Source organism: Streptomyces araujoniae (genome assembly GCF_050871195.1).
In the GTDB taxonomy this organism is placed as follows: domain Bacteria; phylum Actinomycetota; class Actinomycetes; order Streptomycetales; family Streptomycetaceae; genus Streptomyces; species Streptomyces bacillaris.
This window is the reverse complement of sequence record NZ_CP194070.1, coordinates 5,242,471-5,254,522: the sequence shown is the minus strand read 5'-3', so window position 1 is coordinate 5,254,522 and position 12,052 is coordinate 5,242,471. Positions and strand designations below refer to the sequence as shown.

Below are 12,052 nucleotides of genomic sequence, written 5' to 3'. Positions count from 1 at the left end.
TATCCGGACATCGAAACAGCGGCTCGACGCCCAAAAAGAGTTGCTTCGAGACCCTCCTCATGCGGGTGACACTTCTCACGAAACAGGGGCGATAAACGACGAACGGCCCGGCCGTCGCGGGGAATCCACGACGACCGGGCCGTACACACGTTGACGGACCGACAGCTTTCGGCCATCCGCTCCGGCGGAGGTCTGTCAGCTGTACTGGCAGGGCGTGCTGGTGACCTGGGTGGTGTAGTCCGTCGTCACGTACCGGGCGGCCGAGATCTGACGCCAGCGGTTGACGGGCGTGGCCTTGGCCCAGAACTTCTGGTTGTAGGCGTACGTGCCGACGATCGTGTGGTTGGTGCTCGGGCCGCTGCGGATGTTGACGCCGGCCTGGGTGGTCACCTTGTACTGGCAGTACTTCTCGGCCGCCACCGGGGCCTTGACGGTGGCCGGAGCCACCGCGGCCGCCTCGGCCGGCGCGGTCGCCTGCGCGGCCGCGGTGCCCCCCAGCACGGCGGCGGCCAGCGCGGAGGCCGCCACGGTCCGGAATCCGATGGTCTTGACGCGGTCGAAGGACTTGACGGTCATTTCATGCCCCTACCCGTTGAGTGAACATGGGCGAGCTGCCCATGCGCAGGGCCCCGGGTCCCCGGCGGTCGGAGAGGTCTCCGATAGTCGGAAGTGGTTCTCCCGAGGCCGGACATCAGTCAATCGCACAGAAGTTCACTTTCGGGGTGCGGAGCCACGGTCTCGACCGGAACTCCCCATATGGAAGGGGTGCAGCCCCTTCCAGGGGACGCGCAGAGCCCGCACCCCTGGGGGTGCGGGCTCTCCGTCACGCGACCGCGTCGGCCGCGTCAGCGCTTGGCGCGGGACGCCGTGCGGGCACGGTCCCGCTGGTCCAGGACGACCTTGCGGATACGCACGGTCTCCGGGGTCACCTCGATGCACTCGTCCTCGCGGCAGAACTCCAGGGACTGCTCCAGCGAGAGCTTGCGGGCCGGGACCACGTTCTCCGTGGTGTCCGCGGAGGCCGCACGCATGTTGGTGAGCTTCTTCTCCTTGGTGATGTTCACGTCCATGTCGTCGGCGCGCGAGTTCTCGCCGATGATCATGCCCTCGTACACCTCGGTGCCGGCCTCGGTGAAGATGACACCGCGCTCCTGGAGGTTGACCATCGCGAACGGCGTGACCGAACCGGCGCGGTCCGCGACCAGCGAACCGTTGTGGCGGGTGCGCAGCTCGCCGAACCACGGCTCGTGGCCCTCGAAGATGGAGTGCGCGATGCCGGTGCCGCGGGTCTGGGTCAGGAACTCCGTACGGAAGCCGATGAGGCCGCGGGACGGAACGATCCACTCCATGCGGACCCAGCCGGAGCCGTGGTTCGTCATGGTCTCCATGCGGCCCTTGCGGGTCGCCATGAGCTGGGTGATGGCGCCGAGGTGCTCCTCGGGCGAGTCGATGGTCATGCGCTCGATCGGCTCGTACGTCTTGCCGTCGATCTGCTTGGTGACGACCTCGGGCTTGCCGACGGTCAGCTCGAAGCCCTCGCGGCGCATCTGCTCGACCAGGATGGCGAGCGCCAGCTCGCCACGGCCCTGGACCTCCCAGGCGTCGGGGCGCTCGGTGTCCAGGACGCGGAGCGAGACGTTGCCGATCAGCTCGCGGTCCAGGCGGTCCTTCACCTGGCGGGCGGTGACCTTGTGGCCCTTGCCGCCCTTGCCGACGAGCGGCGAGGTGTTGGTGCCGATGGTCATGGAGATGGCCGGCTCGTCGACCGTGATCAGCGGCAGCGCGATCGGGTTCTCGGGGTCGGCCAGCGTCTCGCCGATCATGATGTCCGGGATACCGGCGATGGCGCAGATGTCACCCGGGCCGGCCACCTCGGCCGGCTTGCGGGTGAGCGCCTCGGTCATCATCAGCTCGGTGATGCGGACGTTGGACATGGTGCCGTCGCGCTTGATCCAGGTGACGGTCTGGCCCTTGCGCAGCTCGCCCTGCTCGACGCGGCAGAGCGCGATACGGCCGAGGAAGTTGTCGGCGTCCAGGTTGGTGACGTGGGCCTGGAGCGGCGCCTGCTCGTCGAACTCGGGGGCCGGGACGTGGGAGAGGATCGTGGAGAAGAACGGCTCCAGGTTCTCGCTGTCCTGCGGGACGGTGCCGTCCTCGGGCTTGGTCAGCGAGGCGACGCCGTCACGGGCGCAGGCGTAGACGATCGGGAACTCGATCTGGTCCTCGTCGGCGTCCAGGTCCAGGAACAGGTCGTACGTCTCGTCGACGACCTCGGCGATCCGGGAGTCGGGCCGGTCCGTCTTGTTGATGCAGAGGATGACCGGCATCTTCGCGGCCAGCGCCTTGCGCAGCACGAAGCGGGTCTGGGGCAGTGGGCCCTCGGAGGCGTCGACGAGCAGGACGACCGCGTCCACCATCGAGAGACCGCGCTCGACCTCGCCACCGAAGTCGGCGTGGCCGGGGGTGTCGATGATGTTGATCGTGATCGGGTCCCCGCCGTCCTTGGGGTGGTACTTCACCGCCGTGTTCTTGGCGAGGATCGTGATGCCCTTCTCACGCTCCAGGTCGTTCGAGTCCATCATGCGGTCGTCGAGCGACTCGGCAGCGTGCGCGGCGAAGGAGCCGGCCTGCTTGAGCATGGCGTCGACCAGCGTGGTCTTGCCGTGGTCGACGTGGGCGACGATGGCTACGTTACGGATGTCGTGGCGCGTGGGCATGGGTGGCTTGCGCTTCTCTCGGATCGTGGGATCAGGCGTCTCAGTCGGTCTTCGAGTCCTCGTACGCCCGCCGGGCGGCACGCCACGGCTCGTCCCATGGTACGGGCCCTGCGCACGCCGGGCTTCCCGGGCCGATCCGCGGACGCGGTCTTCCCGTGTGATTCAGCCGATATTCAGCCGGTGTCAAGGAGCGGGGGCGGCTGCGAGGGCGCCGCGAGGAGGGTGTGTGAGGAGGGTCGAACGGCCCGGGTCAGGGCGGATACCACCTTGCCCGCCGTGCGTGACGGCGGGCAAGGGTTTTGAGCAGCATCTGAGCTTGTGCAAACCGTTGACCTGCTGTTTTCTCCGGTGACCGACGGATTCCTCCGGTGACCTGCGGATTCTTCCGGCGAGCTGCGGGTTTCGCCGGTGAGCTGTCGTTTCCTCCGGCGACCGGCTGCTTCCTCCGCCGGTCCGGTGCTTCCTCCGGCGGCCCGCGGCTCCTCGGGCGGACGCCCCGCTCCCCGGAGGCCGCTGCCTCTCCCGGCGGCCGCTACTTCTTCGGGTCCGCGGGGGAACCCGCCGCCTGCCGGTCCGTGAACCCGATGTCCTGGTAGCGGGGGGCGGCGAAGCCGAAGGCGCCGACGTTCGCGAGCTTCTTGTCCACCGCGACGAGCTGCGGGCGCTGGAAGAGCGGGATCGACCCGGCGGCCGCCCAGATCCGGGCGTCGGCCTGCTTCATCAGCTCCCGCGCCGTCTTCTCGTCGAGTTCGGCGACCGCCTGGTCGAAGAGCTGGTCGATGTGGTCGGTGCCGACCCGGGTGTAGTTCTGCTCGACGAGGAGCGACCCGTCGGTGGCCGGCTCCGGCTTGGCGTAGATCGGGCGGCCGTCGGTGGCCGGGTAGGCGGTGGCGGGCCAGGAGTAGAGCGCCAGGTCGTAGTCGCCGGAGGCGATGTGGTCCTTGAAGTAGCTCTCGTCGGGGACCTTGGTGATCTCCGTGCCGATGCCGATCTTCTCCAGCATCGTCGCGATCCGCTCGCCGACCCCGCGCAGCGACTGCGAGCCGGGTCCGGAGGGGAGCACGAAGCGCAGGGTCAGCGTCTTGCCGTCCTTGCCGAGCGGCCCGTTGACCGAGGCGGGGGCGGGTGCGGCGGTGCCCATGGGGGCGTACGCGCCGGGGGCGCCGCCGGACTGCTTGTCCTGGGCGGAGACCTTGGCGACGGTGTCGGCCGCGGCGGTGTCCCCGCTCACGGCCTGCGCCTGGCGGAGGAGGGCGAGGCTGTGGACGGCGGCGGTGCGGGAGGGCGAGAGGACGGCGGAGGAGGCGTCGAGGCCCTGGGCGGGACGGGCGCCGGGCTTGTTGTCCTGGCCGACGATGTAGAGGCCCTCGGCGCGGGAGGCGGCGCTGTCGTCGGAGCCGCCGGCGGCCCGGTCGCTCTTCTCCTCCTCGCCCCCGGCCTTCTCCTCCTTCTCCTCCTTGTCCTCGGTCTTCTTGTCCGCGTCGGCGCCGGTCCCGTCGGTCTTCTTCTCGTCCTTGTCCTCGGCCTTGTCGGTGTCCTTCTTCCCGCCGTCCTCCTTCTCGTCCTTCTTCTCCGCCTCGCTGCCCGCCTTGGTGTCCTTCGGCTTCTCGGCCGCGCCGCCGCCCCGGGTCCACCCCGCGTCGGCCAGCAGGGCCTGGGCCTCCTCGGTGTTCTGGTCGCCGAGCGCCCCGCTGCCGTCCTTGTAGCCGGGCTGTCCGGCCAGGGCCAGGTGGCTGCCGAGCGGCTTCGCCGGGAGCCCGAGCGGCTTGAGCACGGTCTCCGCGAGCTCCTGGCGGTCCAGGGCGCGGGCCACCGCCCGGCGGACCCGGTCGTCCGCGAGGGGGCCGGACTCGCCGTTCAGCGCGAGCTGGGTGTAGGCGGGCTCCAGGGACTTGCGTACGGCGTAGCCGCGCAGGGCCTTCTGCTCCGTCCCGTACGCGGCCACGGCCTTGCGGGTCTTCTCCCGGGCGGCCCGGGCGATCTCCGCCTGTTCCTCGTCGGAGCCGTTGGCCAGGGCCCAGGAGCGCAGGGCGTCGGCGGGGGTGAGGTCGGCGCCGGGGCCGTGGGTGAGGGGCTGCCCGCCGTTGTTGCCGTCGCGGAGGGCGAGGGCGATGCGGTTGGCGGTGGTGGAGTCGACGTCGGTGATGTGGACGGTGCCGTCCGCGAGGGCCTTGGTGCGGTCCTTGGGGGCGACGGCCCGGAAGACGAGGGTGTCCAGCTTGGCCTTGTCGCCCCACCAGCGGGGGTTGCGGGTGAGGGTGACGGTCCCCTTGGCCTTGCTCACGCTCTTGAGCTGGAAGGGGCCCGCGGTGTTCTTCAGGGTGGTGCGCGCTCCGTCGTTGAAGGTGTCCGGCGAGCCGGTGACCTCCTTCGGGTAGAGCGGTGAGAAGAGGGAGCGCCAGTCCGCGTAGGGCTTGGCGAAGGTGACCCGGACCTGGAGGTCGTCGGCGCCGCGCTCGATCTTCTGGATGCGCTCGTAGCCGGAGTTGCGCGCCGTCCAGAAGGCGGAGTCCTTGCCGCTGAGCGCGCGCCACTGCGCGACGAAGTCGGGGGCGCCGATCTCGCGGCCGTCGCTCCAGACCGCCTGCTGGTTGAGCTTGTAGAGCACGACCTGCTTGGGCTCGCGCTCGATGATCTTCGCGGACTCCAGGTAGTCCGGGTTGAGCTTCGGCTGACCGGTGGCGTCCATCGGGAAGAGCGTGGGCAGCAGGGCCCCGGTGATCCTGGTGGTGGCGCTGTCGGCGTCCGCCTGGAAGGCGTTGAGGGTGGTGGGCATCGCGTCGACGGCCCAGTTCACCGTCGATCCGTCGGCTACGCGGTCGCGGGCGGCGGGAGCGATGTCCTGCGGGACCCCCCGGGAGGTCTGCTCGCTGTCGGAGCTGCACCCCGCGAGCGCGGGGATCGTGAGCACCCCCGCCGTGAGGAGCGCGAGCGAGCGGCGCTTTCGGACCGTCCCGCGCGGGACGCCGACGTGGGACATGGCTGATACCTCCGGGGCCGGCCCGGACCACCCCGTACCGGATGGACCGGATAGTGCTTGTTTGGTGGCATTTGCAGTTGATCACACTGATTCCTGCCCCCACTGAAAGCGCCTCCGCGCGGGAGGGGGCGCCGACACGGCGGGGGCGTACGGGAAGCTCACCCGCCCGGAGGAACGTCCCGCCGCCCCGGGTGCCGCGCGAGACCTCACGCCGGTTTCCGCACGAGACCCCCCGTCATTGATCCAGCCCAATCACGGTGCGGATCGGGCCTCGCCGCCCCCTCGGCCCCGTCTTCCGGGGAGGCACCGGTGCTCACCCGACGCGCGGCGTTCACGGCCGCCCTGGCGGGCGGCCACCTCACGGCGACCGACGTACCGCCCCTGGCGCATGCGGCCGGGCTCCGGAAGCGGTGGCCCGAACCGCTGTACGCAAAGTTCCTCGGCACCCTCGCCCCGTCCCGGGCGGCCACGGTCACCCGCGCGTACACCACCGCGTTCTCCGGCCGCTTCCTCCTCGGCCACCGCCCCCTCCTCGACGGGCCGACACCCCGCCACCCGGAGACCGGGTTCCGCTGGACACGGGGGCGCCGAGAAGGAACGCTCGTCCTTTCGAGGACGGCCGACCGGAAGGCACACAGCACATGACTGGGCAACCCGACCGCTGGGCGGAGCTGACCGGTGGACAGGGCGGTGAGGAGTACGCGCTCCGCTTCGCCCGGCTGGCGGAGTCGGGCCACGACATCCACGGCGAGGCCACGTTCTGCGCCGCCCTGCTGCGGACCGGCGCGCGGGTGCTCGACGCGGGGTGCGGGACCGGCCGCATCGCGATCCGGCTCACCGAGCTGGGCCACCGGTGCACCGGCGTGGACGTCGACGCCTCGATGCTCGCGGTCGCCCGCCGCCAGGCCCCCGCGCAGGAATGGCTGCTGGGCGACCTGGCCCACCTGGAGACCCTCGCCCTGGAGCCGGGCTTCGATCTGGCCCTGGCCGCCGGAAACGTCATCCCGCTCCTGGCCCCCGGCACCGAGCCGGCCGTGGTCCGCCAGCTGGCCGCCACCCTGCGCCCCGGCGGCCTGCTGGTCACCGGCATGGGCCTGGACGCGGCCCACCTCCCGCTGCCCGAACCCACGGTCACCCTGACGGAGTTCGACACCTGGTGCACGGAGGCCGGGCTGTCCCTCCTCCAGCGGTACGCGACGTGGAGCGGCGACACCTTCCACCCGGGCGGCGGCTACGCGGTGAGCGTGCACACGCGGACGATGTGACGACACGTCACCTCCGCCTCCCGCCAGGGATATTCGCTTCCCCGCCCACCACACGGGAAGCAGGATGGTGCGCATGCCTCCGACCACCCCCACCCTGCGCACGGCCCGGCTGCGGCTGCGCCCCTTCACGGCCACCGACGCGGACGCGCTCTTCGCCCTGCACAGCAGCGCCGAGGTGATGCGCTACTGGGACTCCCCGGCCTGGACCGAACGGGCCCGAGCCCAGCGCTTCCTGACGGTGTGCCGGACCATCGAGGACGAGGGCTCCGGTGTGCGGCTGGCCCTCGAACGGACCTCCGACGGGGCCTTCGTCGGCTGGTGCGCGCTGACCCGGTGGAACCCGGAGTACCGCAGCGCGTCCCTGGGCTACTGCATCGACGCGACCGCGTGGGGCCACGGCTACGCGACGGAGGCCGCACACGCCGTGCTGCGGTGGGCGTTCGACACGCTGGGCCTGAACCGGGTCCAGGCCGAGACCGACACCCGTAACCTCGCGTCCGCCCGGGTGCTGGAGAAGGTGGGCTTCGTCCGTGAGGGCACGCTGCGGGAGGAGTGCGTCGTGAACGGCGAGGTGTCGGACACCTGGGTGTTCGGGCTGCTCAGGCGGGAGTGGCAACCGTCGACGGCCGCCTGACGCATGCCCCCGCCCATCCGCTCACCCCGCGGCAACGGGCGCGGGCACGGGGCGGTCCGGGGTGTCCAGCCACGGCCTGTGCGTACCGTCGGGAGCAATGGTCATCCCGAACCGTCCGGGCCCCGGACACCCTGCACCACGCCACCACGCATGGGCGCTCTCGACCTCCTTCCACAGCCGACGCGGCCCGCGCTCCCATACGGTGAAGCGGTCGGGGTCGCGCCCGTCCCCGTCCACGGCGGCCCAGGAGCCGGCGTCGGTGGTGGCCACCCACTGCCGGCGGTCGACACCCTCGACACCGGGCTCGTCGTGCCAGGCCCGCCACACGTCGGGCAGTTGGAGCCCCACGGCGAACTGCGCGGACCGGTCCTCACCCGCGACCGCCCACGGCGGCACCGACGCGGCCGACTCCACCGGCACATGACGGTCCCTCACCACATCGCGGTAGATGCGAAGATCCGTACGCTGCCCCCGCATGAGCATGAACGCTGAGTACGGGAAGAAGAACCCCGAGGCGCCCCCGTACCCGTCCACGGTGAGCCGCAGCAGCCCGTAGCAGAGCCACGGCGACTCCCAGGGGACGAGGATCACCCCGCCAGGCCGGGTCTGCGCGATCCAGGCGGGAGGCACGGCCCGTACGGAACAGGTGGCGATCACCCGGTCGTAGGGGCCGCCGTCCGCGTACCCCTCCGCCCCGTCACCACACACCACCCGGGGATCGAGCCCCACCCCCCGAAGGCCCCGCTCCGCACGCGCCGCGAGTACGGGGTCCACCTCGACGCCGGTCACCCGGTCCGCCCCGAGCCGGTGGGCGAGGAGCGCGGCGTTCCACCCCGTGCCCGTACCGATCTCCAGGACCCGGTGCCCGGCGCGCAGCTCCAGCATGTCGAGCATGCGGAAGACGACGGAGGGCGCGGAGGCGGAACACGACGCCCACCGCTCCCCCGCCGCCCCGGGGTCCTCTCCGTCGTTGACCTGGGTGACGACGGCGGTGTCGGCACAGGCGTGCCGCCACCACGCGTCAGGGTTCAACTCCCTCGACAACTCCTCCAGTTCCTCCCCCACCCACACGGTCCCCGGCAGAAACGCATGCCGGGGCACCCCTCGGAAGGCGGCCTCCCAGACCGGGGCCATGGGCGCCCCGAGACTCTCGTTCACCAGCCCGAGCAGCCGCTCCATGGCGGCCCCGACGACGGCCCGCCCCTCCACTCCGGTCATCTCCATCCGCCGTGCGCCTACTTCCCTTTGTGCTTCGGCTCCGGCGCGGGCTTCGCGGTGTCCGAAGACGGCTTCGCGGTCCCCGGGTCCTTGCCTCCGGCGTGCTTCCCGTCGCCTCCGCCGCCGCCTTTTCCTGTTCCCCAACCCATGGCCTTCTCCTTCGAGTTGTCCTGCGGAGTAGAGACCTTAAGGAGGCGGAAAGCGGGGAATCCACGTTGTTGCACGCAGTTGCAGATTCTCACCCGAGGGACGCCAGCGCGCCCCTGATCAGCGCGTGGGCCCTCTCCCCGTGGACGGCCGACTCCTCCAACTCCGCGAATGCCTCCTCGTACAGGGCCACTTCACCGGGCTGCGTCATCGTGAGGTATCCGGAGACCAGCTCGACGTTCACCTGGGCCGTGTCGAAGATCCAGAATCCCTCCACCGGCATCCTGGAACGATCGGCCCTCGCCGGAACCACCCCCAGGCCGACCTCGGGAAGCGAACCGAGGGTCAGCAGGTGGCGGAGTTGCCCGGCCAGTACGTCAGCCCCTCCGATGCCGTTGCGCAGCACCGACTCCTCGACGAGGAAGGAGAATCGACGGCCTCCCTCGCGCAGCAGGCGCTGCCTCTCCATCCGGGCCCTCACGGCCTCGGCCACGTCATCCACGTCGACGCGGCGGCGCTGCACCGCTCTCAGAACCGCTTCGGTGTACCCACGGGTCTGGATCAGTCCGGGCACGAGCGCGGAGGAGTACGAGCGGAATCGGCGCGTTCGCTCGTACAGCGGCAGCCGTTCCCTCTGCGGTCGTGCGAGTCCGTCCTGTTCCATCCGCTTCCAGCCGACCGACTGGTGCATCATCTCTCCTCGGAATCAAGGCAATGGCCCGTCGACCATAGGCCTGGCGGGGATCCACCTGTCCAAGAAGTTGCACGTGGTTGCACGCGCCTATGAGCAGCCTTGACGTCCGTCCGGTGCTCCATGAGGCTGGCGCCCGGCCAACCGCCGACCCGGCTCGACTCGAGGAGAGACCATGCGTTCACGGTCCGTCGGGAAGGACCCCGAATCCGGAGATCACGGCTGCCCGGCCGTGTGGGTGGGCGAGGATACGAAGGAACTCGCCATCCAAGGGGTGACCGCCGACTCCGACACGGTCTCCCGCACCGTCCGGGACAGCCCGCTGCCCGCGCACGAGAGTGTCGTGCGGCTGCCGCAGCGCATGATTCCGCTCCTGAGGGAGGCGCTTGATGGCGCAGAGCCTGAGTGATTTCACCGACCTCATCCGGTCGGTGAAGCGGTCAGCCGTCCACCTGGAGACGCGGGACGTGTACGCCGTTCCTGACGAGGACGCACGCTTCGCCGCCTGGCGTCAGGGCCACCGGCTCGACCCGGACGACCGCGCGTCCTGGTGGCGCCCCTGGCTCGATGTCGTTCAGGAGGTCACCTCCAGAGGCGTCCGCCTGCGCCGCGCCCGTATCGTGAGCGAGCCGCCCAGCGAGTACATCAGGTACGAGCACTCCTTCACCTTCACCAACATCGCGGCGGGTGAAGAGATCCGCTGGCTTCCGCGCCGGTCGGCCTCGGGCATCGCACTGCCGGGAAACGACTTCTGGCTGTTCGACGGCAGGCTCGTCCAGTTCAACGTGTTCGACGGCGAAGGACGGTGGGTCCACACGGACGGGACCGACGACAAGACAACGGCCGGCTTCTGCTCCGACGCCTTCGAGGCCGTCTGGGAGCGTGCTGTTCCGCACGACAAGTACAGCGTCTGAGAATCACGTTCATGCCCGATTCCCCTCTGTCCACCGCCCGCGCCGCCCGTAAGGCCCTGGCCGCCCGCCTGGACGGGATACGGCTGGACGCCGGGCTGACGGGGCATGAACTGGCCGTGCGGTGCGGCTGGCACAAGTCGAAGGCCTCCCGTATCGCACGCGCCCTGACGGCGCCCTCCGACGCCGACATCCGGGCCTGGTGCGAAGCCTGCGGGGCCGGAGGCCGGGCCGCCGACCTGATCGCCGCCTCCCGGACCGCCGAGTCCATGTACGTCCCGTGGCAGCATCTCCACAAGGACGGGATGCGGCGGGTCCACGAGAGCACCGTCCCCCTGTACGAGCGGACCGCACACTTCAGGGTGTACGCCTCCAACGTCCTGCCCGGCATGGTCCAGACGGCCGGGTACGCGACCGGGCTCCTGAGGTCCGTCACGGACTTCCAGGGCACCCCGGACGACGTGGCAGAAGCCGTCCGGGCGCGCCTGGCGCGGTCCCGGGTCGTCCACGAGGGCAACCACCGCTTCGCCCTGCTGATCGAGGAGGCCGTCCTCCACCACCGGGTCTGCGACGGGCCCGAACTGGCCGCACAACTCCGGTATCTGCACAAGGTCATGTCCCGCCCCAACGTGTCCCTGGGCGTCATCCCGCTCGGGGCCCGCCGGCGTACGGTCTGGCCGCTGGAGGCCTTCTACGCGTTCGACGACGGCCAGGTGGCCGTGGAGACGCTGACCGCCGAGGTGAACATCACGGCGCCCGGTGAAGTCCGCACCTATCTGCGGGCGTTCGCGGAGCTGTCGCGCATCGCCGTCCACGGGGAACCCGCCCGCGACCTCATCGGCCGGGCCGCGCGCTCCGCGCTCTCCGGCTGAGGGCGCACAGCGAGCGCAAGGGTCACAGGAGGCAGAGGAGGCAGAGGAGACACAGGGGACGACGCCCGGGGGCGGGTCAGTGTGCCGCGAGCCGCTCCACCAGGCCGATCGCCCGTGCCAGCAACTCCCGCTCCTCGGGCGTCAGTTCCGACTCGATCGCGTGCGCGAGCCAGTCCGTCCTGCGCCCCCGCTCCTCCTCCAGCAGCGCCCGGCCCGCGGGCGAGAGTTCGACCAGGCTCTTACGGCCGTCGGTCGGGTGGGCACGGCGGGTGATCAGGCCCTGGTCCATGAGCAGGCCGACGGCCCGGGCCATGGACTGCGGGCGGACCCGCTGGTCGGCCGCCAGTTCGCTGGTCGTCATCGCGCCGCTGCGGTCCAGCGCACCGAGGACGGCCACCTGGCCGACCGGCATCCGGTCCTCACGCTTCACGCGGCGCGTGAGCTGTCCCGTCGCGGCACGGAGTTCTGCGGCGACGGCGGCGGATTCCGGAAGGGGCATACCGAATATTAACGCAGCGTAGCCGGGGGTCGCAGTGCGCAGGTTAACTGTTCAGCCAGACTGTGCAGCATTGCTGTAGAGTTTCCTTCCGCCGGGACCAGCGCCACCGTCGCCGCAG

The 12,052-nt window shown here is 70.8% G+C and carries 12 protein-coding genes; 6 read left to right on the top strand and 6 right to left on the bottom strand.

Annotated features, from left to right (window positions below; genetic code table 11):
- Positions 1-195: 195 nt before the first annotated feature.
- The 3 genes from ACQ9ZG_RS22760 to ACQ9ZG_RS22750 all read right to left on the bottom strand — a co-directional run bounded on the left by ACQ9ZG_RS22760 (position 196) and on the right by ACQ9ZG_RS22750 (position 5,697).
- The gene (locus ACQ9ZG_RS22760) at positions 196-576 is read right to left on the bottom strand and encodes an SH3 domain-containing protein (protein ID WP_499281176.1); all 381 of its coding nucleotides are present in this window, start codon (positions 574-576) and stop codon (positions 196-198) included.
- A gap of 269 nt (positions 577-845) precedes the next feature.
- Complete coding sequence (typA, locus tag ACQ9ZG_RS22755) at positions 846-2,717, bottom strand: translational GTPase TypA (protein WP_018490243.1); 1,872 nt, start codon at positions 2,715-2,717, stop codon at positions 846-848.
- 532 nt (positions 2,718-3,249) lie between these two features.
- Entirely contained in the window at positions 3,250-5,697 is a 2,448-nt protein-coding gene (locus ACQ9ZG_RS22750) for an ABC transporter family substrate-binding protein (protein ID WP_109914012.1), read from the bottom strand.
- 309 nt (positions 5,698-6,006) lie between these two features.
- Here ACQ9ZG_RS22750 and ACQ9ZG_RS22745 point away from each other — a divergent pair, with 309 nt between their 5' ends.
- The 3 genes from ACQ9ZG_RS22745 (at position 6,007) to ACQ9ZG_RS22735 (ending at position 7,596) form a co-directional block, all read left to right on the top strand.
- Positions 6,007-6,342, top strand: a complete 336-nt coding sequence (locus tag ACQ9ZG_RS22745) for a hypothetical protein (protein WP_181398024.1) — start codon at positions 6,007-6,009, stop codon at positions 6,340-6,342.
- A complete protein-coding gene (locus ACQ9ZG_RS22740; protein WP_109914013.1) occupies positions 6,339-6,962 on the top strand; it encodes a class I SAM-dependent methyltransferase in 624 nt (207 codons plus the stop codon). The genes ACQ9ZG_RS22745 and ACQ9ZG_RS22740 overlap by 4 nt, the downstream gene beginning before the upstream one ends.
- A 73-nt stretch (positions 6,963-7,035) precedes the next feature.
- A complete protein-coding gene (locus ACQ9ZG_RS22735) occupies positions 7,036-7,596 on the top strand; it encodes a GNAT family N-acetyltransferase (RefSeq protein ID WP_109914014.1) in 561 nt (186 codons plus the stop codon).
- 21 nt (positions 7,597-7,617) lie between these two features.
- On the opposite strand, the gene ACQ9ZG_RS22730 is transcribed toward ACQ9ZG_RS22735, so the two are convergent.
- Both ACQ9ZG_RS22730 and ACQ9ZG_RS22725 read right to left on the bottom strand, forming a co-directional pair.
- Positions 7,618-8,820: a methyltransferase domain-containing protein gene (locus ACQ9ZG_RS22730; protein WP_109914015.1), complete on the bottom strand. Its 1,203-nt coding sequence runs from the start codon at positions 8,818-8,820 to the stop codon at positions 7,618-7,620.
- Positions 8,821-9,052: 232 nt separating this feature from the next.
- Complete coding sequence (locus ACQ9ZG_RS22725; RefSeq protein WP_499281175.1) at positions 9,053-9,652, bottom strand: DUF5753 domain-containing protein; 600 nt, start codon at positions 9,650-9,652, stop codon at positions 9,053-9,055.
- Between the two features lie 175 nt (positions 9,653-9,827).
- Here ACQ9ZG_RS22725 and ACQ9ZG_RS22720 point away from each other — a divergent pair, with 175 nt between their 5' ends.
- The 3 genes from ACQ9ZG_RS22720 to ACQ9ZG_RS22710 are packed head-to-tail and all read left to right on the top strand — an operon-like array spanning position 9,828 to position 11,435.
- Positions 9,828-10,061, top strand: coding sequence for a hypothetical protein (locus tag ACQ9ZG_RS22720; protein ID WP_109914017.1), 234 nt, complete (start codon positions 9,828-9,830; stop codon positions 10,059-10,061).
- A complete protein-coding gene (locus ACQ9ZG_RS22715) occupies positions 10,042-10,566 on the top strand; it encodes a DUF6879 family protein (RefSeq protein WP_109914018.1) in 525 nt (174 codons plus the stop codon). The genes ACQ9ZG_RS22720 and ACQ9ZG_RS22715 overlap by 20 nt, the downstream gene beginning before the upstream one ends.
- Before the next feature lie 11 nt (positions 10,567-10,577).
- Positions 10,578-11,435, top strand: coding sequence for a helix-turn-helix domain-containing protein (locus tag ACQ9ZG_RS22710; RefSeq protein ID WP_109914019.1), 858 nt, complete (start codon positions 10,578-10,580; stop codon positions 11,433-11,435).
- A gap of 76 nt (positions 11,436-11,511) precedes the next feature.
- Here ACQ9ZG_RS22710 and ACQ9ZG_RS22705 read toward each other — a convergent pair whose 3' ends face one another.
- The gene (locus ACQ9ZG_RS22705) at positions 11,512-11,934 is read right to left on the bottom strand and encodes a MarR family winged helix-turn-helix transcriptional regulator (RefSeq protein ID WP_026237920.1); all 423 of its coding nucleotides are present in this window, start codon (positions 11,932-11,934) and stop codon (positions 11,512-11,514) included.
- Positions 11,935-12,052: the final 118 nt, after the last annotated feature.

Coding starts and splice junctions, on each gene's coding strand:
- ACQ9ZG_RS22760 (WP_499281176.1), bottom strand. CDS start 576: ATGACCGTCAAGTCCTTCGACCGCGTCAAGACCATCGGATTCCGGACC.
- typA (WP_018490243.1), bottom strand. CDS start 2,717: ATGCCCACGCGCCACGACATCCGTAACGTAGCCATCGTCGCCCACGTC.
- ACQ9ZG_RS22750 (WP_109914012.1), bottom strand. CDS start 5,697: ATGTCCCACGTCGGCGTCCCGCGCGGGACGGTCCGAAAGCGCCGCTCG.
- ACQ9ZG_RS22740 (WP_109914013.1), top strand. CDS start 6,339: ATGACTGGGCAACCCGACCGCTGGGCGGAGCTGACCGGTGGACAGGGC.
- ACQ9ZG_RS22735 (WP_109914014.1), top strand. CDS start 7,036: ATGCCTCCGACCACCCCCACCCTGCGCACGGCCCGGCTGCGGCTGCGC.
- ACQ9ZG_RS22730 (WP_109914015.1), bottom strand. CDS start 8,820: ATGGAGATGACCGGAGTGGAGGGGCGGGCCGTCGTCGGGGCCGCCATG.
- ACQ9ZG_RS22725 (WP_499281175.1), bottom strand. CDS start 9,652: ATGCACCAGTCGGTCGGCTGGAAGCGGATGGAACAGGACGGACTCGCA.
- ACQ9ZG_RS22720 (WP_109914017.1), top strand. CDS start 9,828: ATGCGTTCACGGTCCGTCGGGAAGGACCCCGAATCCGGAGATCACGGC.
- ACQ9ZG_RS22715 (WP_109914018.1), top strand. CDS start 10,042: ATGGCGCAGAGCCTGAGTGATTTCACCGACCTCATCCGGTCGGTGAAG.
- ACQ9ZG_RS22710 (WP_109914019.1), top strand. CDS start 10,578: ATGCCCGATTCCCCTCTGTCCACCGCCCGCGCCGCCCGTAAGGCCCTG.
- ACQ9ZG_RS22705 (WP_026237920.1), bottom strand. CDS start 11,934: ATGCCCCTTCCGGAATCCGCCGCCGTCGCCGCAGAACTCCGTGCCGCG.